This window comes from Methylophilus sp. Leaf416 (assembly GCF_001424665.1).
In the GTDB taxonomy this organism is placed as follows: Bacteria; Pseudomonadota; Gammaproteobacteria; order Burkholderiales; family Methylophilaceae; genus Methylophilus.
Genome location: NZ_LMQS01000004.1, coordinates 240815 through 261948 on the forward strand (window position 1 = coordinate 240815; position 21134 = coordinate 261948).

Genomic DNA, 21134 nt, shown 5'->3' on the forward strand with positions numbered 1-21134 from the left:
GATGCGGGCTATCCTTTTGGCGACGCCGGCTTTTGCTCGGCTTGGTTACCAGCGGGTTGATCCTGCTTGAGCGTGATCCTGATAACAAATTCATATATCTTGAGATCCTGCGCAGAATTACTCGCCTGGATCTCCACCAGGTTAGGGTTATGGATAACAGAAGACCCGCTCAGGTTATGCACTAACGAAGCCACACGGCTGTTAGTGTCAGCAGTGCCTTTCAGCTCTATCTCATTCTCAATCTGCTTGATGCTTTTCAGTGTCACGCCTTCCGGCAACAATCTTGCCAGTTCATCCAGTATCTGTACCGCCTGGTTTCGGTCGCTCTGCAATCCTTCAACAATTTGCTTGCGCTCCAGTACATGCTGGATCTGTTCTTTCAAGGTTTTGATGATGACGATTTCCTTATCCAGCCTCACCATCTCATCCTGCAAGCGCTGGTTACGATTCTGCTGGGTGCGGATCTGCGCGTTGATATAACTCCAGCTGACAAACACTACCGCGGCTGCCGCAATCGCGACCAGTGATGCCAGCAGGCCAAACTCGCGCTGGCGTTCGGCACGGCGAATCTGGCGATGCGGTAACAGGTTGATCTTAATCATGCGTCTACACCCCGCAATGCCAGGCCACAGGCAATCATCAATGCAGGGGCGTCGGTTTCGAGTTGTGATGGTTTTACTTTATTCACCAGCGTCATGCCTTGAAACGGATTGGCAACCAGTGTATGTATCTCGGTTTTTTGCTGAATAAGCGCAGCCAGGCCTTCTGTTGCAGAAACACCGCCAGCCAGCAGCAAGTGATCCACTTTGCTGTACTGAGTAGAGTTGGTAAAAAAAGAAACCGCACGTGCTGCCTCACCTGCCAGTGTTTGAAGAAACGGCTGCAATACTTCCTGGTCATACGAATCCGGCAATCCGCCCTGGCGTTTGGCAATTTCACTTTCTTCAGCCGAGAGGCCAAACCGGCGCTGTATCTCTTGTGACAGCATGGCACCACCGAATGCTTGCTCTCTTGAATAAACGGAATGCAATCCAACCATCACGCTGATATGGGTAACATGCGCACCTATATCGAGAATCATGGTGACCGTCTTTTTGTTATGGCCGGGCAATTGCCTGAAAATCTGACGGTAAGCCGTTTCAGTAGCGTAAGCATCCACATCCATAATGCTGACTTTCAGGCCAGCCTCTTCTGCCACTGCCACACGGTCATCAATCTTTTCTTTTTTGGCGGCGGCAATCAGCACTTCCACTTCGTCCGTGCTCTTACCAATCGGCCCCAGTACCTGGAAATCCAGATTCATCTCGTCGAGCGGGAAAGGAATGTATTGATTAGCTTCAGCCTCAACTTGTAATTCGAGGTCTTCATCACTCAAGCCTGCAGGCATAATCACACGTTTAGAAATCACTGCCGATGCGGGCAAAGCCATGACTACCTGTTTCGCACGCGAACCCAGCAATCGCCATGTAGAACGTATGGTGTCTGCCACCTGGGTTAAATCATTGATATTGCCATCGCTGATTACACCTTTAGGCAGGGCAATATTGGCGTAACCATCCAGTCGGAACTGCTGCTTGCCAATCGCCGTTAACTCCACCATCTTGATGGCGGTTGCGCTGACATCCACACCGATAAAACTGGTTTTTTTGCGTTGTAAAAAGCCTAGGCTCAACTGAATCGCCCTTAAATAGAATTAAATGCTTAGAGAGTTATGCATCAACCGTGCCAACCACTCCACTTTTAAATGTGTTAGTGAATTACTGCTATCACCCATCGCGAGACGGGCCCCGACTATTTGCATGATTCCATAATTAACTGCCAATGCATCGGCAAAAAAAGATTACAATTCAGGGGTAATTCTCACGATGGCAACACTAGGCATGAATTCAAAACGCTGGCTACAGTCTTTTCTTTTTATCTCCATCATCGGCAGTTTGATCGTCGCAGCACTACTGGTATTGATGATTAGTATCCTTTACCCTTCGCTGCCGTCGCTTGAAGCGCTGACCGATTACCACCCCAAATTACCGCTACGGATTTACGATGCCGAAAGCAACCTGATTGGTGAGTTTGGCCAGGAAAGGCGCGCGTTTGTGCCGATTGAACAAACACCCAAGGTCATGAAAGATGCCATCCTGGCGATTGAAGACCGACGCTTTTACCAGCACAACGGCATTGACACCACTGGCATTCTGCGGGCGATCCGCAACAATATGACTGGGCGTGGCCATGAAGGCGCCAGTACCATTACCATGCAGGTGGCGAAAAACTTTTTCAGCAGCCCGACAACACCACGCAACATGTGGACCAAAATTAAAGAAGCGCTGCTGGCAATTAAAATTGAAAATGCCATCAGCAAAGATAAAATCCTGGAGCTTTACCTGAACCAGATTTACCTGGGCGAGCGTGCTTATGGATTTGCTGCGGCTTCCAGGACTTATTTTGATAAGGATTTGCGGCAGCTTAATTTAGCTGAAGCCGCCTTGCTGGCAGGTTTGCCCAAAGCGCCAAGCAAGTATGACCCCTACATACACCCGGACTTTGCCATCAGACGCCAGCATGAGGTCCTGCGTGACATGCGCCGCTACAACATGATTTCGCAACACGAATTCGATGAAGCCATGCAGGCACCACTCAAGTTCCAGTCTTCCAAGCGCATGGTGCCAGCCCTGGGCGCAGAATATGTGGCTGAAATCGTCAGGACCAGCCTGTACAAACGTTATGGCGAAAAAGTCTATAGCAGCGGATTCAAGGTTTACACCACCATCCATAAACAACATCAGGAAGCGGCAAATGCAGCCGTTATCCAGGGCATCATCAACTTTGAATTGCGCCATGGGTTCCGCGGCGCAGAAAAAGTAATTCCCCTGCCATCCGGCAAAATGAAGGCTTCGGAAGCCAGGGAATTACTGCGTGATTTTGTCACTTACAACCAGTTTGTGCCCGCCTTGGTCACCAAGGTAGAGCCCAACTTGCTCACTTTGGTCACTCAGCGTGGCACGGTGCTCAAGTTGCAGGACAAAGCCATTTTGCTGGTTAAAAATCATATGCCGCCGGCCAAGCGTACCCCACTTACACTCACCGCAGGTTCAGTCATTCGCGTCTACCAGCAAAACGATAACTGGATGGTGGTGCAGTTACCCGAGGTGGAAAGCGGTTTCATTGCCCTCAATCCGGAAACTGGGCAGGTGAATGCATTGATCGGTGGATTTAGCTTCCAGCGCAATAAATATAACCATGTAACGCAAGGACGTCGCCAACCAGGCTCGAGTTTCAAGCCGTTTATTTATTCTGCTGCGCTAGAAAAGGGGTATTCACCAGCCAGCGTATTTGAAGACGCACCTATCAGCTTTGCCTCGACGGAAACCGGCAGCAACAGTAACTGGGAGCCACGCAACTACGATGAAAAGTACGCAGGGCCTATGCGTCTGCGTGAAGCTTTGGCACAATCAAAGAATACGATTTCTATCCGCCTGATGAATGCCATCGGTGCGCGTTATGCGCAAAACTACCTGCGTAAATTCGGCTTTAATCCGAAGGACCATCCGCCGTATTTATCAACGGCGCTGGGTGCAGGTTCAACCACTTCCTGGCAGCTAGCCGCCGCGTATGCGACATTCGCCAACAGCGGTTACCAGGTGCACCCTTACCTGATTGAAAAAATCACGGATAGTCGCGACAAGGTTGTGATGGCTGTGCAACCCGGCAAGCATATCTCGCAAGAGCGCGTTATAGACCAGCGTAATGCCTTCATCATGACAAGTATGCTGCAAGATGTGGTGCGTGACGGTACGGCACGAGCTGCATTATCCCTGCGCCGCCCTGATATTGCAGGTAAAACCGGCACCACCAATGACCAGTTTGATGCCTGGTTTGCCGGCTATCATCCGAAAGAAGTCGCGATAGCCTGGGTAGGTTATGACAATCCGCGTAACCTGGGGCGTGGTGAAACCGGAGGGCGTGCTGCCTTGCCAATCTGGATCAAGTATATGCAGGCTACACTGAAAGGCGTGCCGATTTATCAGTACAAAGTACCTGAAGGTATACTGCAACTGAAAGTAGATGCTTACACCGGCGCGCAAATCGACGAGGATGACCAGGGTATTTATGAGTACTTCTATGAAGAACACTTGCCACAATCGCAACCGGAAAACCTGCCCGGATTGTTTGACCCGGAGAGCGAGCAAGCCCCGGAACAAGATGAACCTTCATTTCTGGAGCGTTTAATTGGTGAACATTCCGGCGGTGATGAAGACAGAAAAGTACCGGTCAACCCTGCTGCAAAATTATTGAGTCCTAACTAGATACTGATTCGTAAAAGCGCGTTTATGTTTGACGATTTTCCAAGTGACCTGCGCCAGGAAATAGCGCAATCGGCAGCCAGGCTGATGTTTGAAGAAGGCATTAGCGACTATGGGCGCGCCAAGCGCAAAGCCGTGAAACTGCTGGGGATCCAGCAGGATGCCCCGTTGCCGACAAATGCAGAGATTGATACAGCTTTGCGGGAATACCATGCGCTTTATGCCGATGAGGCCGATGCCGCGCATTTGCATGATCTGAGGCAGGCAGCACTGCTGACCATGCAGTTATTGCAAAAGTTTAATCCTCACCTAACCGGCCCTGTACTAGACGGCACTGCCGGACCTTATGCAGATACGGATATCCATGTGTTCGCCGAAAGCGCGAAGGAGCTGGAAATATACTTGCTGAACCAGAATATCCCTTACCACGGCGACGAGCAGCAATACCGGATGTCAGATCGCCCAGGCAAGCAGAAACATGACCTAGTGCGTAAACGTGTGCCTGTGGTGCTCGTAGAAACCCGGTTTGGTACGCAGCGTATCAGTATTTTTGAGGCGGATGATATCCGTTCAGCGCCGCGTAAAAATGGCGAGAAGTCCGGCATAAACCGGATGAATTTATCGCAGTTTAGCGAGATGGTGCGTTCGCAACAGTCATTGAATACACCATTGCCAAATCAATAGCTTATTGCAGGCTTATCTGGCCGTGACCTAATACCGTACCGGTCGCATACGCCACATCGACCAGCGATATCTGATAATCACTGATGGCGCGGATTTCCTTCATTTGCGCCTCACCCAGTCGAGTCAGTGTTTCCAGCACTTCTGTCATGGTCCGCAGTCCCTCATTAAACTGTTTGAGCTCTGCTTCGTAGTTGATTCCCGCGACCAATACCTGCTGGCGTGCCGCGATAATCCGTTGCCAGTTCTGGTCTATCTTATCGAGTGCATCGTGAATCTCGCGCTTGACCGTCAATGTCTGCAGCGTCTTGGTGGTTAAACGCTGCATGCGCTGCGCAATCGCGCGGTCCAGCTTGGCTTTGCGCGCCTCATTGCTTACCGGCATCTCGAACTTTAAGCCTAATGACCAGTCGCGGTAACGGCCATCAAACAAATCCTGGCCGATATCACTGAAGCGCTCACCTGAGCCGGACAAAGCACCATATTGATAATCGAGCGAAAACATCGGCAAAGTCTGGTTTTGCAGATAATCAATTTGAATCAGGTCAGCACTTAACTTGAGTTCCTGATCCAGCAACTCGATACGACTGTCCAGTGCATCGCGGATCAAGTGCGCACGGTCAAATTCGAATTTCACCAGCTTTGGAGGACTGGCGGGCACCCAGGGCGATTGTTTTTCCTGATCATCCGGCAAATCATTCAATAAAAACTGTAATTGTCTATGGGCAAGCTTGAGATTGGTTTCAGCGACAATCAGTGCTTCCATGCGATCTGCCACGCCAATTTCAGCGCGGTTTATTTCGACCGCAGCCGTCAGGCCTTCCTGCACCCGGCGTTTGACCATAGCCATATTCTGGCTGGCATATTCAAACTGGTTTTTCCGGACATCCAGCGCCGCCCAGGCTTCGTATAACTCCCAATAAGCCTTATCCACCATCGCCACAATGCGGATCGTCTGCAAACGGGTGCGCAATTGCACCCCATCCCGATCAAGTTCGGCTATGCGGATACTGGCCTCATTCACATCACGCCCGGCATTGCGCAACAACGGCTGACTAAAGGAAAAACGCAGCGCACTACGGTATTGGTCGCTGGCAAATTTACCCAGACTTTGCCGGTTTTCCAGAGGCGCACTCAGGGTTACGGTACCACCGGTACGCAATGGCACCTTGATGCCCGCCTCCACATCCCAGTATTCTTTTTTCTGGGCATCGAGGTTTAATTTAGCCAATTCACCATCCAGCAACGGATTGTCCGATTTGAAAATCACTTTGTCACCAGACATCGGTGGCGTGTCTTTCTCGGCATATTTGGCATAAGCGAAAATCACCTGGTCAAATTTGGCCTGCTCTTCGCGCAATGCCTGTTTGGCTAGTTCAGGATCCATCCGGGCGACTTTCACCTGCAAGTTGTTTTGCAGTGCACGTTGGCGAATATCGGCAATGGTGACCTGCTGACCTTGCGCTTCGGGCAGCATACTGTCGTCTTCAGGATTATCAAATGGCAGCAAAGCCCGCTTGAGGTCTACCGAGACTGAAGGCCTGCGTTGCTGTAGCTTAACCGCATCATGCAAGGGTTGAGGAGGTTGCTGACTATATTTTTCCAGTGCCCTGCCTTCAGGCTTTTCCAACCGTTGCCGGGTGCGTGTATCACTGACTTCGTCTGCGAAAACCTGATTGCCTACACTGATCATCACCCATAGAATGGCAGAGTGCCAAATGCTGGTCTTATCCCTCATGCTGGTTTAGCCGTCCCAGTGTTCAACGGTGTTAACTCATGCGGGATACGCGGTGGAAAGCCGTTCAACAAACGCCAAAGTTCATAGCCGATAGTGACGCGCTCCAGCAACACCCAACCCTTGGCACTGATACCCTGCCGCAAGAATCTCGGTGACGGCCATTGTGGCGAGCCGGGTTTGTGCACGACCATAATGCGGAAGTGACCACTGCCGTTATCAGTAGGATCAACGAACGAAATTTCACCTTCAAAAGTGCCGACACCGACTTGCGCCCACCCCGGCACCTGAATCGCCGGCCAGCCTTCAAATTCTAGTCTCACTACACTTTTTTTCGTAATCAACGGCGCATCGCGCCCATCTACCCATAGCTCGACTGCTCGCTGCGAGGTGTCTGGCACAATCACCAATAATGGATCCCCTTGCTTGATTATTTGCGATTGTGAATTTACCGGTAAGCGGAAAATAGTGCCGTCGCGCGGAGCTACCACTTTTTGCATGTTTTGGCGTGCCAGCGCAATTTCGGCGTTATGCAGGCTGTTTTCACTGTCAGCCATTTCTCCTTTAATTTTATTGATCGTAGCCTCAGTCGACTCCAGATAGGCCTGGGTATCAGAACGTATCTGCTGGATATCAGCGCCTGAAGAACTTGCTTCAGCCTTGGCTGACTGTAATTGAGCCTGAGCCGCATTCAAATTACGGCCGGCGATGATATGATCACGTTCGGCCAATTCAAGATCACGTTTTGAAACCAGGCCGTCAGCGAATAATCGTTGCAGCCGAGTGAGCTGTGAGCTGGCTGCCTCCAGGGTGGCCTGTGCCGAATTCACCGCTTCCTGGCTGCTACGTATTTTCTGGTTGGCTACATCAAGTTTGTATTGCGCAGCTGATATTTTGGCATCGCGTGCGGAGGTCAGATTCTGCTTCTGTAGCTCATAAGCATTCAGTTCATCCTGTTTTGCCATGAATTTGTTTTGAACATTATCACGCTGGGCTTCCAGGCGCTGCTTGAAATTAGGGTCGGTATCAGTGATTTCCAGCAACAAATCTCCTTCTTTGACCAGCGTACCTTCCTGCACATGCCAGCGATTGATCAATCCACTCACGGGCGCATCAATGGTTTGCACACGTTCCGAAGGAGAATAAGCCGTGACTTTACCCAAGGCCGTCACGTTTTGCTGCCACGGTAAAAACATAAAGATGGTCGGCAATACCAGCAACAGCCAGGCCATGCGCTTGATCCACAGGCGCAAGCGCTCAGGCGTTTCAACGCCGCGTACCAGCGGGGTGGGCAGCTTAATTTGCATGTTCAGCCTCTGACTTGCCGTTGCTACCTGGCTTATTATTGGCAGATTCCAGGGTAATCACCTGCTGGAACTGCTCTGCAATATGCTTGAAGCGAGTAGTCACAATCAGCATCCAGTTTGCCTCGTAGCGTTTCAGCATTGCCAGCACCTGATCCAGTTCGTACTGGGCCAAACCATCAAGCAACCCATCAATAATCATCAAATCCGGTGCGCCGATAATTGCCCTCGCCAGCATTAAACGTTGTAGTTGCGTGTAAGACATGGGGGCGCCATAGTCGGTCAGTTCGGTTTCTATCCCATTCTCAAGCTTACTGATGTCTTCCCATAACCCCAGTATCTGCAATACATCGACAATGACGTCAATCTCAATATCATTTCGGGTCAAGCGCAAATTATCGAGGATAGAACCTTGCTGCCATTCGACCTTGCCCGCCACACCGATACGGTCACGCAAATGATCCAGATCCAGTTGGCGCAGATCAATGCCGTTGTAGGTCAAATGCCCTTGGGCCGGTTGACGCAATCCTGTGATCAGCTCAAGCAAAGTGCTTTTGCCGGTCCCCAATGCCCCAAGAATCGCCAGGCTCTGTCCGCGCCGCAGGGTAAAGTTAAGGTTGTTCACCAGCACCGTTTGCTGCTGGTGCTGATAACATAAATCGACCACCTGCAATTCGCGGTAGCCATTTTCGTTTGATTGATGCTCGCCTGACACTTCTACCGGCAAGGTTTCCAGCACACCGAGCTTGTCTACCGCGGCAAGCAGATCATAAAAGTATTCCAGCTTGGTGATAAAGCGTACAAAAGCTGACAGCACGCCAAAAATGATCAACTCGGCAGCCACAAACTGGCCGAGGTTGATTTGACCCTGGATCACCAGCGTACCACCCAGAACCAGCATGCCAGTACCTATCAGCGCATACATGCTGACAGCGCTGATGAGCTGCGTCATTAACACGCGAAAATGATCAGTCCTTGCGTTAAGGTAATACTCGGCCAGATGCTCGGTAGTTTTAAGGGTACGTTGCCGGGCGCCATAAAATTTGGACAACCACTTGTTTCTGGCAATGTTCTCCAGCCAGGCAGCCATGGTGTATTTGGTTTTGGATTCTTGTATTGCAGTCAGTTCGGCCTGCTTGCCGAGCCAGAAAATCACTGCCCACAGAACGACCAGCATAATGATGACCAAGATGCCAAAATACAGGCTATAAAAAAGTAGCACAATGCTGCCTATCAAGCCTTGCAATAAGGCTGTCAGGCCAATGGTAAGCAGTGTCGCAACGGATTTCTGGACCGTCTGGATATCGAAGTAGCGGTTGACCAGCTCAACTGGGTTGTTTTTATCGTAAACAGATATATGGATTTGCTGGGTGTTGTGCGCTATCAATAAGCTATTACGCACAAAAATCCGCCGCTGGATCAGTTCAACCAGGAAGCTTTCAATGACGTAGATGGCGCCGGAAAGACCGAGCAGGCAGAATAGGATAAACCCGACGACGTAGAGCGGTTGCAATACGCCACCCATAGTCACCAGATTGACCATGGTTTGCACCGCGACAGGGGTCGCGATGCCCAACAGGCCATAGCCCATGGTCAGGTAAACCAATAACAGGATATCCTGTTTTTCAAAACTGATTAACTGGGAAACTCGTTGAAGAGGTGTTAATTCGGACTGTGCTTTTGCCATAATAAAGTTATTGTAATTCAGGCCCAGTGCATTGGTGTGTGACAGTATGGATTAAGTTCCAAAAAAAACGGCTCATGAAGAGCCGTTTTTCCTATCTTGCCTGCAATCCAGGTTCGAAATTAATTACTGCAATCTATCACTATATTAGAGGCTGTACGCACGCTCACCGTGCTCAGTTGTATCCAGGCCTTCGCGCTCGTATTCTTCACTAACACGCAGACCCACTACGACATCAACCACTTTGTACAGAATCACGCTCACAACACCAGTCCAGATCAGCGTTACGACTACAGCGATGATTTGAGTAGTTACTTGACCGCCCATGGTCACGCCTTCAGCGTAGCCTACACCACCCAGACCAGGCGCCATCAGTACGCCAGTGCCTACCGCGCCCCAGATACCAGCCAGGCCGTGCACACCGAATACATCCAGTGAATCGTCGTAACCCAGTGCACCTTTCAGTTTAGTCACACCCCACAGGCTGACAAAGCTGGCAGTGAACCCGAGGATGATAGAACCCATAGGGCCGATGAAACCACATGCCGGTGTAATTGCTACCAGGCCAGCAACAGCACCTGAAGCAGCACCCAACATGCTTGGCTTGCCTCTGAACAGCCACTCAGCAAAGATCCAGCCGATAACCGCTGCAGCTGTTGCCAATTGGGTATTAATCAATACCATACCGGCAGTCGCATCTGCAGCCAGTTCGCTACCTACGTTAAAGCCGAACCAACCCACCCACAGCAATGAAGCACCAATCATGGTCATCACCAGGTTGTGCGGAGGCATCGCTTCTTTACCGTAACCGATACGCTTGCCTAACATCAATGCGCCAACTAATGCAGCCACACCAGCGTTGATATGTACGACAGTACCACCGGCAAAGTCTTTGGCACCCAATTCAGCCAGGTAACCACCACCCCACACCATATGCGCGATTGGGATATAAGCAAATGTCACCCATAAAGCAGTAAATAGCAGCACGGCAGAGAACTTGATGCGCTCAGCAAAACCACCGACGATCAAGCCAGGTGTTAACGCAGCAAAAATCATCTGGAAGGTCAGGAACACATATTCAGGGATCGTGCCGGACAAACTGTCAGTCGTGATGCCAGACAAAAATGCCTTGCTCAAGCCGCCGACAATCATATTGCCCTCAGTGAATGTCAGGCTGTAGCCATAAGCCGCCCACAACACAGAGATCAGCGAGAACACCACAAAAACCTGCATCAATACTGACAACATGTTTTTCTGGCGTACCAAACCACCATAGAACAGTGCCAGGCCAGGAATCGTCATCAGGATCACCAGCACAGTCGCGATAATCATGAATGCGGTATTACCGACATCCAGTGTCGCAGGTGCAGCGGCGGCCTCAGCGGGTGCGGCTTCTGCTGCTGGCGCTTCGGCTGCAGGTGCAGCATCAGGCGTCACTGTTTCCGTCACAGTAACAGTTTCTGTCACAGTTTCTTCAGCATAAGTGACTGGAATTGCTGCCAAACCCATCAGGGCGACCAGCGATAATACAGAAAGAATTTTCTTCATAGCTGAAGCCCTCTCCTATAACGCATCCGGACCGGTTTCACCGGTACGGATACGATAAACTTGTTCCAAATCGAAGACAAATACTTTGCCATCGCCAATCTTGCCAGTCGCCGCCGCTTTCTCGATGGCATCTACCACCTGGTCCAGCATATCGTCTTTAATGGCTACTTCGAGTTTTACTTTTGGTAAAAAGTCCACGACATATTCAGCGCCACGATACAACTCGGTATGCCCCTTTTGGCGTCCAAACCCCTTTACTTCAGTGACGGTGATGCCTTGTACCCCGATGTTGGACAAAGCTTCACGCACTTCATCAAGCTTGAACGGCTTGATTATTGCGGACACAAATTTCATTTGCTTCTCCTGTTGTTAACTCTGGCAGGCACCGTGCCCGCCAGATGTGTTTACAGCACTTATGTTTTTACAACACTTAGAACGTACGAGTCAGAGTAAATACCAAACGACCTTCGTTCAAATCTTTACTTTGGGCACGAGTTGCATCGCCTTTACCGTTAAAGCTTGTACCGCCGTAACCGTTTTCACCCCAGTACTGCCTATTGCTGGCACCTACGTAGTAGATACCACCGTTCCAGCCTTCAGAGGCACCGATTTTAAACGCTTTGCTCAACCCGATTTTGTAGTCAGTGTAATCAGGGCTGGAAGCACCTGAAAAGCTTGTACTTGGACCGTTGATACCACCATCACTTGTAAACGTAGTATCCAGTTTACCATTGACATTCAATTGGCCCACGTGACCCACCAGTGTCAGGTCCCACCATGGCAATGGATAGTTTGCGTTCACTTCAAAGTAAGTACTGCCTTTTGTACTTCCATCCCAGCCGGTTGCGCGCTCAGCACCAAACCAGTCAGTCAATGTTACAGAAAGCTTCGTGCTCAACCAGCCATAAGCCAAACCAAAGTTAACTTCAGCGGTATCCCAGCGGCCACCACGTGGTGTTAATACAGTGTTTGCACCATCTGGTCCAAGAGCAGCAGAGCTTCTGTATTTTTTCCATGAACCACCTGGATACAGGTAACCGATCAAACCAACGCTGTAGCCTAAACCTTCAACGCCAGGTACGGACCCATTATAACCACCGTAGACATCAACTTCAGCCGTTGCATCAGGGAAAGTGTTTGGTGTGACGTTAGAACCCCATGCGCCGACGTAAAAGCCGCTGTCATGCGTAATATCCAGGCCACCTTGTACAGAAGGTTTGTGCCAGTTTTGTGAAATACCACGTGCGTAGTAATCAGACACGAAGCCAATGTTGGCTGTCGCTGCCCAAGGAGATTTTGCTTCTACAGCCGCGGGCGCTTTTTCTTCAGCTTCAGCTGCATAAGAAACTTGTGCGAGTGACAAGGTGCCTAATACTGCTGTAAGTAAAATAGATTGACGCATTTATGAGTCCTCTCTCTATAAAGTCTTGATCGAATTGTTGTAAACGAGAATGAAACAACATTGACCACTAAGCAAGGCATGTGCCAATCAACATAATTATTTAAAATCATATATTTAAGTTATTATTTGAAATTTTAATTTCTTATACTTTCATAACCATTTGATTTTTATAGTTTTTATATAAAAAATAGGCATTAAATTTAGATTTTCTGTTGCTTTACATGCTAAAATTCCACAAAAAGGAGCAATAAACTATGCTATTTTCAAATGATAAAATCAGAGAATTATCTTTTAAAATCAAACAATTAATTGATTCAAGCCCAATTTCAGAGCTTGAAACAAATATTCATGCACTAATTCAGGGCATGCTCACCAAAATGGAACTTGTTTCCCGCGAAGAATTCGATATCCAGACGGCTTTACTCGCCCGTACCCAGCAACAATTACGAGTACTGGAAGAAAAAATAAGTACGTTGGAACAAGCTCACACCTCAGAAAAGTAAAAAATAATTTACAATTGTTAGCATTCCGTTAAGCAGGAGTGCAGCATGAGTCTGGCAGTGTTATATAGTCGCGCTTTAAGCGGGATGGAAGCACCAGAAGTGGTCGTAGAAGTACATTTAGCTAATGGCTTGCCCAGCTTTACCATAGTTGGATTACCGGAAACCGAGGTCAAAGAGAGCAAGGATCGGGTTCGCGCCGCTATCCAGACCGCGCAATTCGAATTTCCGGCCAGAAGGATAACCGTCAACCTGGCCCCTGCAGATTTACCTAAAGAAGGTGGTCGCTATGACTTGCCTATCGCGCTAGGCATTCTGGCCGCCTCCGGCCAGCTTCCCAAAAAGCATTTAGGCAATTATGTGATTGCCGGCGAGCTGGCCCTTACGGGTGCATTGCGTCCGATTCGCGGCGCACTCGCCATGACTTATCAATTACGACAGGATACCGAAAATGTACGGGCGGCGATTCTGCCCCAAGAGAGTGCATACGAAGCAAGTTTGGTCGAAGGCTCAACGATTTATGCCGCCGACAGCCTGCTGGCCGTATGTGCGCACTTGTCTGAAAAACAGGCGTTGTCACAGCAACCCGCCATGGCTCACAGCGAAACACCCATATTGGCGGACTACCGGGAAGTAAAAGGGCAACTGCGCGCCAAGCGGGCGCTGGAGCTGGCGGCCGCCGGGCAACATAGTTTGTTAATGAGCGGCCCGCCCGGCACCGGAAAAAGCATGCTGGCGCACCGGTTTATGAGTATCTTGCCGGCGATGTCTACACAGGAAGCGCTGGAGAGCGCGGCCATCTTGTCACTCAATAGCCAATTCCCCGCTTCAAGCTGGAAACAGCGATCTTTTCGCGCCCCACACCATACTGCCTCAGCAGTCGCACTGGTCGGCGGTGGCAGCGTGCCGCGTCCAGGAGAGATCAGTCTTGCCCATCATGGCGTGTTATTCCTCGATGAACTGCCTGAGTTTGACAGAAAAGTATTGGAGGTTCTGCGCGAGCCCTTAGAAAGCGGCACGATTACTATTTCGCGCGCGGCCAGGCAAGCCACCTTCCCGGCACAGTTTCAGTTACTAGCAGCCATGAACCCCTGCCCTTGCGGCTACTATGGCCACTATAACCAGCGCTGCCGCTGTACGCCTGAACAGATTGCACGTTACAAAAATAAGCTTTCAGGCCCGCTGCTGGATCGTATCGATATGAACATTGAAGTCCCTGCGCTCAAACCGGAAGAGTTAAGCCATAGCCAGGTAGGCGAAGCCAGCGCTAATATACGGGAGCGTGTGATGCTGGCAAGGCAGCGGCAGATGCAGCGCCAAAACAAACCGAATGCCGCGCTGGGGCCACTTGAAATCGAAGCACATTGTCAGCTAAATGATAAAAGCCATGTGTTGCTACAGGCGGCGATGAAGAAATTCTCGCTGTCTGCACGTAGTTATCACCGCATCCTGAAACTAGCGCGCACGATTGCAGATTTAGCTGAGAGCCCCACGATTAGTGATACACATATCGCTGAAGCGTTACAATATCGCCGTTATGACTATTGAAAGCGCTCTCCATGCATTTATATGATGTCAGCATCGCGCCGTTGGTGCGCAACCTGCAAAACCTGAAACACATCCTGCAACAAGGTGAACTGTATGCCGAGCAGAAAAAAGTGGAGCCAGAGGTGATACTCAATAGCCGACTGTCTATCGACATGTATCCGCTGACGCGGCAAGTACAGCTGGTTAGTGATATGAGCAAAGGTGCTGGCGCCAGGCTGGCCGGTCTCGAAATCCCGCAATATGCAGACGATGAAACCAGTTTTGAGATGCTGTATGCGAGAATCGATAAAACAATCAATTTTTTATCGCAGATTCAGCCCACACAGTTAGAAGGCGCAGAGAGTAAAGAAGTGGTGTTGACAATCCGAAAAATAGACCTGACTTTTACCGGGCTAGATTACCTGCAGAAATGGGCGATGCCGAATGTCTATTTTCACATCACCACGGCTTACAACATCTTACGTCACATCGGCGTGCCTTTAGGCAAAACGGATTACCTGGGGCAAAAACGCTAATCTTTCATGAACGCTGGCGCCAGTAACTGGCGCCAGCCCCTGCATCTTTTAACATGGCCTGTCTGCGCAGCGTTTCAAAAGCTTCATCCTGGGAAATGTTTTGCGCATGTGCAATTTCGCTAGCGCGTGCCTTAGCGCTGGAAACCCATGCTGGATTTTGCTGATAGCCTCTATCCTGCATGCAACGATCCAGCACGCGAGATTGCCTGGCAAACTTTTCCTGTTTCTGGAATGGTAGCGCCTCAGGCAACTCAGCCGCCGCCTTACTGGCGATTAAATCGCATTGATTGATTGTTTGCGCCAACTCACCATGTACGACTTCCGGCGCATCTTCATGGATATTTTGCCAGTAAAGCACGCCTGCGCTTATAACCAATATCACAGCCAACAGACCTATCACCTTTAGCGTTTTCATTGTGTAAAGCTCTCATCTTACCCAGTCCATATCGCTTATTTTGCGCGCATTCAATGCTTTATACCAGCCACCAAAAAACAATCTTTTGACACATACATTGCATATTTGCTTCATTAAATTTTCATACAAGGCCATTAAGCTAAGCAACATTAAAGATCAATTGCATTAGCAGCAATGAATGATTTTGCGATTGCTATTAAGATTTGATCTGACATGACGTTATTAACTTATACAGAAGTGCATCTAAAGGAAATATCATGAACAACTGGCAGGAAGAACCACTGACCTATACCGCTAGCATGCCTGAACTGATGACGGCACAGGATATTATGTATCTGGCTGAAGACATTGTTGCTGACAATAATATACTGGCTATTTACAAGCCAGCCGAACTGTCACTCGAAGTCGTTTAACCAACCCTATTTTCTTTGACAGATTGTTGCGATGCAATCTGTGGCACAAAGGCGTTAAGCCTTTTTAAATTTGCTATTGCCGATACCGTTTGTGCCTGCAAAACGGCCATCATTCGCCCAAACAAATCACCTAGCTGTAGGACTCACTCGCATAGACAGCCGAAAGATGTTTGCCTAGAATAAACTTTCCTCAACTATCACGACAGGAGGCAGATATGTTTCAAGGCGCCATTGGAATCTATGCACTGATTGGTATTGTTGTAGTGATTTGTGCGATTTTGTATGTGTTCGCAAAAAATGTGAAGTAACGCATTAGATATAAAAAAGCCCCTGACTGGGGCTTTTTTATTGTGCTTGATACTGTTATTGAATCAGCTCATGCCAGCTTTGCTTGGTGCCGTAGCTGCCGTTTTCTCTTCGTTTAAAAATATTATCAATTACTCCCGGTCCGCCACTCGTTTTACCAAATACCTGTTCATCCATATTGACTTGCCTTGGGGTAGGGTCGTCACTGCCTGTCACCAACACATGCGGCACATTATTCTGATCATAAACCAGGTTAAAACCGACTGCAGGGGTAGTCAGTCGTTCTGACACAAGTCCGCTGGGCAACATACTGCCGCCTTTTTCATAATTGAAATAATTTAAAAACCCGTAACCAGCACCGCTGCAGGCTTCACTATTAGGCACTAAGGTTGACAGCAGCATCACCCCGCTCACGGCTTTGGGATCCAGATTCACACGCTCACCTGCCGGAAAATCCAGATACCAGCCATATCCTGTATTGAAGTTGACAGCTGTGCTCGCGGCAACTGTGCGATCTCCACTCAACACCAGTGGTACCAGCTGACTGCGCCCAATAGCCGTCGTCTGCCCACCATCCTTGAATGTATAGATGGAATTTTGCGGCGTATTGGTCAAATCCGCCACCTCAAGGAATTTTCCGGTCCCAACAATAGCGGCGATATTTTTACCCACCCTGACCATGACAGGTTGGGTTGTCAATTTTTGTGGATTCCCACTGGCATCTCGTAAGGTGGCTATCTTGGTAACGGCGTTGGTATTGATATCAAAGCGCCAGATATTTCCATTCAGATCTCCGGCGTAAGCTTTAACTGCGGTATTGTTTTCAAACAACTGGTCAGCATAAGCGGTGATTTTTGCCAACCCGCTTGGATTAGCGGAACTACCCTCTCCCGTAGCTAGCACTTTCAACACAGTACCACTGCTTGCATCCACAACATACAGATACCCGCCACCATCACCCACAGGACTGTTATTTACAAAACTGCCATCATTCAGTTTACGGGCATATGTCCCATTGTTATAGCCGGAGGTCAACAAAACCACCCAGCGCCCATCCTGCATTTTCGTGATCACCGGATTACCGAATGTATAGCCCAGGTTAATACCCACACCAAAATTTTGCGCGTTAAACTCCCAAAGCAAGGTTGGGGCAGAAGGATTGGTCACATCCAGTGCGAAATAGCCACGACCACCCGCATTCAACCCCGACACAAGAATGGTTCTCCATACAGCACCACTTCCACCACAACCAGAAACGCAGACATCTGCGACGGTTGGACTCCCATTCACATAGTTGGTATGGTAGTTAGCCCCATATTCCTTGTCCGCCAGATTGGCCAGATTGCTGATTACCGGCGTGGGAACAAAGGCCCACAGCTCATCGCCGGTATTGGCATTAAAGGCATGCAACATACCGTCATTAGCGCCTACGAATACTGCAGGTGTTCTATTGGCAACGGCTGCATCACGATAGGCTTTATATCCGGCATCGAGATAGGTCATATTTGAAGCTTTAAAATAAGCAGGACGTGACTGCGATATATCTCCCAGCGTCGCCTGGCGCTCACGGAACAGGCGGTTTGCAGCTACTGAATTTAAACTTGTATCTTCGTAAGTTTTGTTACCCCGCAAATAATCCACCAGCTTGTTGACTTTATTGGCGTCCGAAATTCTAGGATCAGAAGCAGGCAATCCCTGCATCTGGCTTAATGCCAGATAACCATTTGTTAATGCAGTTTTTTGCGAGGCAGTCAAATTATCTCCGGTAAACGAGACCAGTGCATTATTAGCGTTGAAGTAAATTTTCCGGCTATTATTTGCCACTTGAGTCTGCAACCTGCCGGTACAACTACCCGAAATCTGCACATAACAGGACGAACTTTCATTTGTACTCAGTTCCGAACCTAATTTCCCACCCAAACCATCACAACTGGACTGATTTGAACTAGTAGTTTTGCAATAGATAGAGGTACTACCATTCCCGGTAATTCTGGTCTCAACAGCAGGCGATGTACATGAGGTAGCAGAAACGTTTTCCGCGCACCAGACTGCACTTTCAGAGGTCTCCAGCGACTTTACATTCACTGTTCGGGCCTCAAGATTACCCGTCCACTTCACCGTCTGATAACTGGCGACATATTGAAAGTTGTCGCCATCTGTAGGTGCCAGGCTGCTGGCTGCCGCGGCCGCGGCCGCGCCCTGCACGGACTTGATTTCAGAAAGCCCTTTCGCTAGTGACTCCCTTAACAATTTTGGGTTACTTGCACTGTAGTAGGTACCATTAGAATTAACGGCTGCATGCCACAGATCATCAATACGCGTACCGTCTTCAGCCAAAGTAGGGTCAGGCCAATTTTTAGTACCCGGCCTGGAATTGATTTCTTTATAATCGCCTGCGATTTGATTTTTATAGTCGTCGGTATATACCAGCGTCCCATCAATCCCCAGCCCCAAAGTCATAGTGACCATGTTTTGCTTTGGATAATCATTGGTTGTACCGCACACAGACGAACCTAGAGCACCACTACAATTAGTCAGTGTGCTGTCACGAATATCTGTATCGTAAAAATACTTGGCGACATCGGCTAATGTATTAGCTTTTTTGCTGCTGTCAAATTGTGGTGGGGTACTACTACCATCCTGGTCACCAATTTGCGTGGATCCATTCACCCTTGTCGGGGTAGCCGTATCATTCCAGTAACCGTCAGTTGTCAGCAAAGTAAAGTTGGACTGACATGCATACTGCATAGGATCATCGTTACCAAGTGTTTTCTTGCCCGCAAAATGCCTGCCTACACTGGATAACGCAGTCCGCAATGGCGTGCCACCATTAGGTGAAACAGCAAACAGTTTTTGGTACCAGGATTGTTTCTGGCTGGCATTAAACGGGGCGATGGCCAAGTAATTGGAACTAGGATTATTGATGGTTACCAAGCCAACCCGGTAACGCGCATCCAGTGATTTGAAGGCCTGGCTAGCTGCCGTTTTCATGGACTGCATTCGTGTACGGTAATAGGCCCACCAATTCGCGTAATTGGTCATTTCTTCAGTGTAGGTACACGTTGTACCCGCACAATCGCTTCTATCTACACCCTTCACAGATTGGCCGGGTGCAGTATAAGTGTTGATGGCAGTACTGATAGGCACATACACCATACTGCCTGGTATATCTTTCGCTGTGTCTGTTGCTAACTGCGCTGAAAACGTTCCGCCAGTCATTGTGACTTGGATAGGGGATGCCGGATTAATAGGATCTCCAGCTGGTGTTTGAATGGTCAATACGTTATTATTACGCGTAACTATATTCCCATTGACATCACAATTCCCGGATAAACTACCTTGGCAGATACTACCTAGCACCGTGTTTGCAAGCGTATTGTTATTACCCGAGGTAGCTACTGCCTGCGATAAAATTTCTATGTTATTAATTTTAATACTAAGTACTGTCGCTGTACCGGCAGTCCTCGTTAATGCCAAGGTATATGTATCAAAAGGTTTACGTAAAAAAGTATAAGTATTACCATCATTAACTGTGCTGCTAGCATTACGTATTTTCTGGCATCGCATAGAACCCGACAATCCACGTGCACCCGCCGCTGCACTGGTACTGCACCAGCGTATATCCGCCGGATAAATATTACTACCTGTTGGCACCTTTGAAGCAACACAGGCAGTTAGATTTGGTGTAGAGCAATACTCGCCAGCTACAAATGCATAATAAAAAGCCCTACCCCTTAAGTCTGAAGTCCCATTTTTAGTTCTGCCTAACTCATCCACTTCGTTTGCAACAGCACTAAAGTTGGTTTGATTACTCATGCTTACCCCTAAGTAAGTGAGAGGCGGGCTGTAAACCACTCTTGGATCATAATATTGTGTGTTGTAATCAGAGTTATCTCTCAGCCAGTCTGAAGAAGAGTTTGCCCAGTCAGGCGAATAATCCCACCCCATACTGCCTGAGTTATCCAGTACAAACATCAGGTTAGGCTTCACATCAGAGCTGCCGGAGGTCTGCAACGGCATAGTAGCCAGATCCAGGAATTCCGCCTGTACCAGACAGGGAATCATCGCGCCCAACCAAACCAGTTTTTTTATCCAGGAATTATTTTTCATCATGTCACCTGTGCTAGTTGGAGATAAATGACTGCATAAACGTCAGCGTGTTTTTAGGTCCACTGATACGTAACGTGAGGCGATAAATCGGCGAAGTAGCCTGATTCGGGCATGGCGGCTGCTCTGGCCCTCCCGGAATATCTATTGGAGGCCTGCAGGCTGTAGAACTGGCCATCAGGCAGCGTGCCCCATCCATGGCAGCATTCCCGGCGTTAATTTCAGCCTCGTTGAAATTGCACATGCGCTCAATCACATACCTGATTTGATTCCCCTGCCGGTCAACACCATTACGGATCTCCGCGTTGCCGTCTACCTGGTCAGGGACCAAGCGGCTGTTTGTATTATCCCAAGGGGTGGTCGTCAACCGGCTTCCATCGCAAACCGATGCATTCGGTTGTGCATCGAATCTGCTGCAATTAGCGTAGTACCCTAAACCGGGTGAGTGCCGGACACTATTAGCCAAACTGATATTTTGAGTGATACTCTGTGCAACCCCTTCCAGTGCCACATTCGATGTCGCACTGGCTGACTGCCTGAATACCATATTGCCGGATAGCAGCGCATTGGTATCCACACTCCGAATCAATGCAACCGCGGCAATAGACATCACTGCAAGTGCCAGCAAGGCAAAAAAAAGCACGATTCCAGCCTGGGCACGATCTGACCTATGCC

General features: G+C 49.1%; 17 protein-coding genes. 6 read left to right on the top strand and 11 right to left on the bottom strand.

Annotated elements, in window-relative coordinates; genetic code table 11:
• Nucleotides 1–8: 8 nt before the first annotated feature.
• The gene (locus tag ASG34_RS10915; protein ID WP_055830427.1) at nt 9–602 is read right to left on the bottom strand and encodes a PilN domain-containing protein; all 594 of its coding nucleotides are present in this window, start codon (nt 600–602) and stop codon (nt 9–11) included.
• Nucleotides 599–1672 carry a pilus assembly protein PilM gene (locus ASG34_RS10920; RefSeq protein ID WP_055830429.1) on the bottom strand — a complete coding sequence of 358 codons (1074 nt, stop codon included), beginning with the start codon at nt 1670–1672 and terminating at the stop codon, nt 599–601. The genes ASG34_RS10915 and ASG34_RS10920 overlap by 4 nt, the downstream gene beginning before the upstream one ends.
• A gap of 208 nt (nt 1673–1880) precedes the next feature.
• Here ASG34_RS10920 and ASG34_RS10925 point away from each other — a divergent pair, with 208 nt between their 5' ends.
• The gene (locus ASG34_RS10925) at nt 1881–4304 is read left to right on the top strand and encodes a penicillin-binding protein 1A (protein WP_055830431.1); all 2424 of its coding nucleotides are present in this window, start codon (nt 1881–1883) and stop codon (nt 4302–4304) included.
• Nucleotides 4305–4328: 24 nt separating this feature from the next.
• Nucleotides 4329–4985 carry a hypothetical protein gene (locus tag ASG34_RS10930; RefSeq protein WP_055830433.1) on the top strand — a complete coding sequence of 219 codons (657 nt, stop codon included), beginning with the start codon at nt 4329–4331 and terminating at the stop codon, nt 4983–4985.
• Between the two features lies 1 nt (nt 4986).
• Here the strand turns inward: ASG34_RS10930 and ASG34_RS10935 are convergent, their stop codons facing one another.
• The 6 genes from ASG34_RS10935 to ASG34_RS10960 all read right to left on the bottom strand — a co-directional run bounded on the left by ASG34_RS10935 (nt 4987) and on the right by ASG34_RS10960 (nt 12655).
• The gene (locus tag ASG34_RS10935) at nt 4987–6720 is read right to left on the bottom strand and encodes a TolC family protein (protein WP_055830435.1); all 1734 of its coding nucleotides are present in this window, start codon (nt 6718–6720) and stop codon (nt 4987–4989) included.
• On the bottom strand, nt 6717–8024 hold the full coding sequence (locus ASG34_RS10940; RefSeq protein WP_055830437.1) for an HlyD family secretion protein: 1308 nt from the start codon (nt 8022–8024) through the stop codon (nt 6717–6719). The genes ASG34_RS10935 and ASG34_RS10940 overlap by 4 nt, the downstream gene beginning before the upstream one ends.
• The gene (locus ASG34_RS10945) at nt 8014–9708 is read right to left on the bottom strand and encodes a peptidase domain-containing ABC transporter (protein WP_055830439.1); all 1695 of its coding nucleotides are present in this window, start codon (nt 9706–9708) and stop codon (nt 8014–8016) included. Before ASG34_RS10945 ends, ASG34_RS10940 begins: the two co-directional genes overlap by 11 nt.
• Before the next feature lie 144 nt (nt 9709–9852).
• The gene (locus ASG34_RS10950; RefSeq protein ID WP_055830441.1) at nt 9853–11253 is read right to left on the bottom strand and encodes an ammonium transporter; all 1401 of its coding nucleotides are present in this window, start codon (nt 11251–11253) and stop codon (nt 9853–9855) included.
• Between the two features lie 15 nt (nt 11254–11268).
• Complete coding sequence (gene glnK, locus ASG34_RS10955; RefSeq protein ID WP_018986930.1) at nt 11269–11607, bottom strand: P-II family nitrogen regulator; 339 nt, start codon at nt 11605–11607, stop codon at nt 11269–11271.
• Between the two features lie 76 nt (nt 11608–11683).
• Nucleotides 11684–12655, bottom strand: a complete 972-nt coding sequence (locus ASG34_RS10960; protein WP_055830442.1) for a TorF family putative porin — start codon at nt 12653–12655, stop codon at nt 11684–11686.
• A 254-nt stretch (nt 12656–12909) separates the two neighbouring features.
• On the opposite strand from ASG34_RS10960, the gene ASG34_RS10965 reads away from it, so the two are divergent.
• From ASG34_RS10965 to ASG34_RS10975, 3 genes are read left to right on the top strand one after another with little or no spacing between them, the layout of a single operon-like run.
• Nucleotides 12910–13158 carry an accessory factor UbiK family protein gene (locus ASG34_RS10965; RefSeq protein ID WP_055830445.1) on the top strand — a complete coding sequence of 83 codons (249 nt, stop codon included), beginning with the start codon at nt 12910–12912 and terminating at the stop codon, nt 13156–13158.
• Nucleotides 13159–13203: 45 nt separating this feature from the next.
• Nucleotides 13204–14703 (top strand): YifB family Mg chelatase-like AAA ATPase, encoded by a 1500-nt coding sequence (locus ASG34_RS10970; RefSeq protein WP_055830446.1) that lies wholly within the window; start codon nt 13204–13206, stop codon nt 14701–14703.
• 11 nt (nt 14704–14714) lie between these two features.
• The gene (locus ASG34_RS10975; protein WP_055830448.1) at nt 14715–15218 is read left to right on the top strand and encodes a DUF1993 domain-containing protein; all 504 of its coding nucleotides are present in this window, start codon (nt 14715–14717) and stop codon (nt 15216–15218) included.
• Between the two features lie 4 nt (nt 15219–15222).
• On the opposite strand, the gene ASG34_RS10980 is transcribed toward ASG34_RS10975, so the two are convergent.
• Nucleotides 15223–15633 (bottom strand): hypothetical protein, encoded by a 411-nt coding sequence (locus tag ASG34_RS10980; protein WP_055830451.1) that lies wholly within the window; start codon nt 15631–15633, stop codon nt 15223–15225.
• Nucleotides 15634–15890: 257 nt separating this feature from the next.
• Between ASG34_RS10980 and ASG34_RS14070 the strand changes: the two genes are divergently transcribed.
• On the top strand, nt 15891–16046 hold the full coding sequence (locus ASG34_RS14070; RefSeq protein WP_200934447.1) for a hypothetical protein: 156 nt from the start codon (nt 15891–15893) through the stop codon (nt 16044–16046).
• 363 nt (nt 16047–16409) lie between these two features.
• Here the strand turns inward: ASG34_RS14070 and ASG34_RS10985 are convergent, their stop codons facing one another.
• Complete coding sequence (locus ASG34_RS10985) at nt 16410–20465, bottom strand: pilus assembly protein (RefSeq protein WP_235559780.1); 4056 nt, start codon at nt 20463–20465, stop codon at nt 16410–16412.
• A gap of 10 nt (nt 20466–20475) precedes the next feature.
• On the bottom strand, nt 20476–21102 hold the full coding sequence (locus tag ASG34_RS10990) for a pilus assembly PilX family protein (RefSeq protein ID WP_235559781.1): 627 nt from the start codon (nt 21100–21102) through the stop codon (nt 20476–20478).
• Nucleotides 21103–21134: the final 32 nt, after the last annotated feature.

Excerpts from the sequence above, each read along its gene's own strand:
- ASG34_RS10915 (WP_055830427.1), bottom strand. The coding sequence starts at position 602 with ATGATTAAGATCAACCTGTTACCGCATCGCCAGATTCGCCGTGCCGAA.
- ASG34_RS10925 (WP_055830431.1), top strand. The coding sequence starts at position 1,881 with ATGAATTCAAAACGCTGGCTACAGTCTTTTCTTTTTATCTCCATCATC.
- ASG34_RS10930 (WP_055830433.1), top strand. The coding sequence starts at position 4,329 with ATGTTTGACGATTTTCCAAGTGACCTGCGCCAGGAAATAGCGCAATCG.
- ASG34_RS10935 (WP_055830435.1), bottom strand. The coding sequence starts at position 6,720 with ATGAGGGATAAGACCAGCATTTGGCACTCTGCCATTCTATGGGTGATG.
- ASG34_RS10940 (WP_055830437.1), bottom strand. The coding sequence starts at position 8,024 with ATGCAAATTAAGCTGCCCACCCCGCTGGTACGCGGCGTTGAAACGCCT.
- ASG34_RS10945 (WP_055830439.1), bottom strand. The coding sequence starts at position 9,708 with ATGGCAAAAGCACAGTCCGAATTAACACCTCTTCAACGAGTTTCCCAG.
- ASG34_RS10950 (WP_055830441.1), bottom strand. The coding sequence starts at position 11,253 with ATGAAGAAAATTCTTTCTGTATTATCGCTGGTCGCCCTGATGGGTTTG.
- glnK (WP_018986930.1), bottom strand. The coding sequence starts at position 11,607 with ATGAAATTTGTGTCCGCAATAATCAAGCCGTTCAAGCTTGATGAAGTG.
- ASG34_RS10960 (WP_055830442.1), bottom strand. The coding sequence starts at position 12,655 with ATGCGTCAATCTATTTTACTTACAGCAGTATTAGGCACCTTGTCACTC.
- ASG34_RS10965 (WP_055830445.1), top strand. The coding sequence starts at position 12,910 with ATGCTATTTTCAAATGATAAAATCAGAGAATTATCTTTTAAAATCAAA.
- ASG34_RS10970 (WP_055830446.1), top strand. The coding sequence starts at position 13,204 with ATGAGTCTGGCAGTGTTATATAGTCGCGCTTTAAGCGGGATGGAAGCA.
- ASG34_RS10975 (WP_055830448.1), top strand. The coding sequence starts at position 14,715 with ATGCATTTATATGATGTCAGCATCGCGCCGTTGGTGCGCAACCTGCAA.
- ASG34_RS10980 (WP_055830451.1), bottom strand. The coding sequence starts at position 15,633 with ATGAAAACGCTAAAGGTGATAGGTCTGTTGGCTGTGATATTGGTTATA.
- ASG34_RS14070 (WP_200934447.1), top strand. The coding sequence starts at position 15,891 with ATGAACAACTGGCAGGAAGAACCACTGACCTATACCGCTAGCATGCCT.
- ASG34_RS10985 (WP_235559780.1), bottom strand. The coding sequence starts at position 20,465 with ATGATGAAAAATAATTCCTGGATAAAAAAACTGGTTTGGTTGGGCGCG.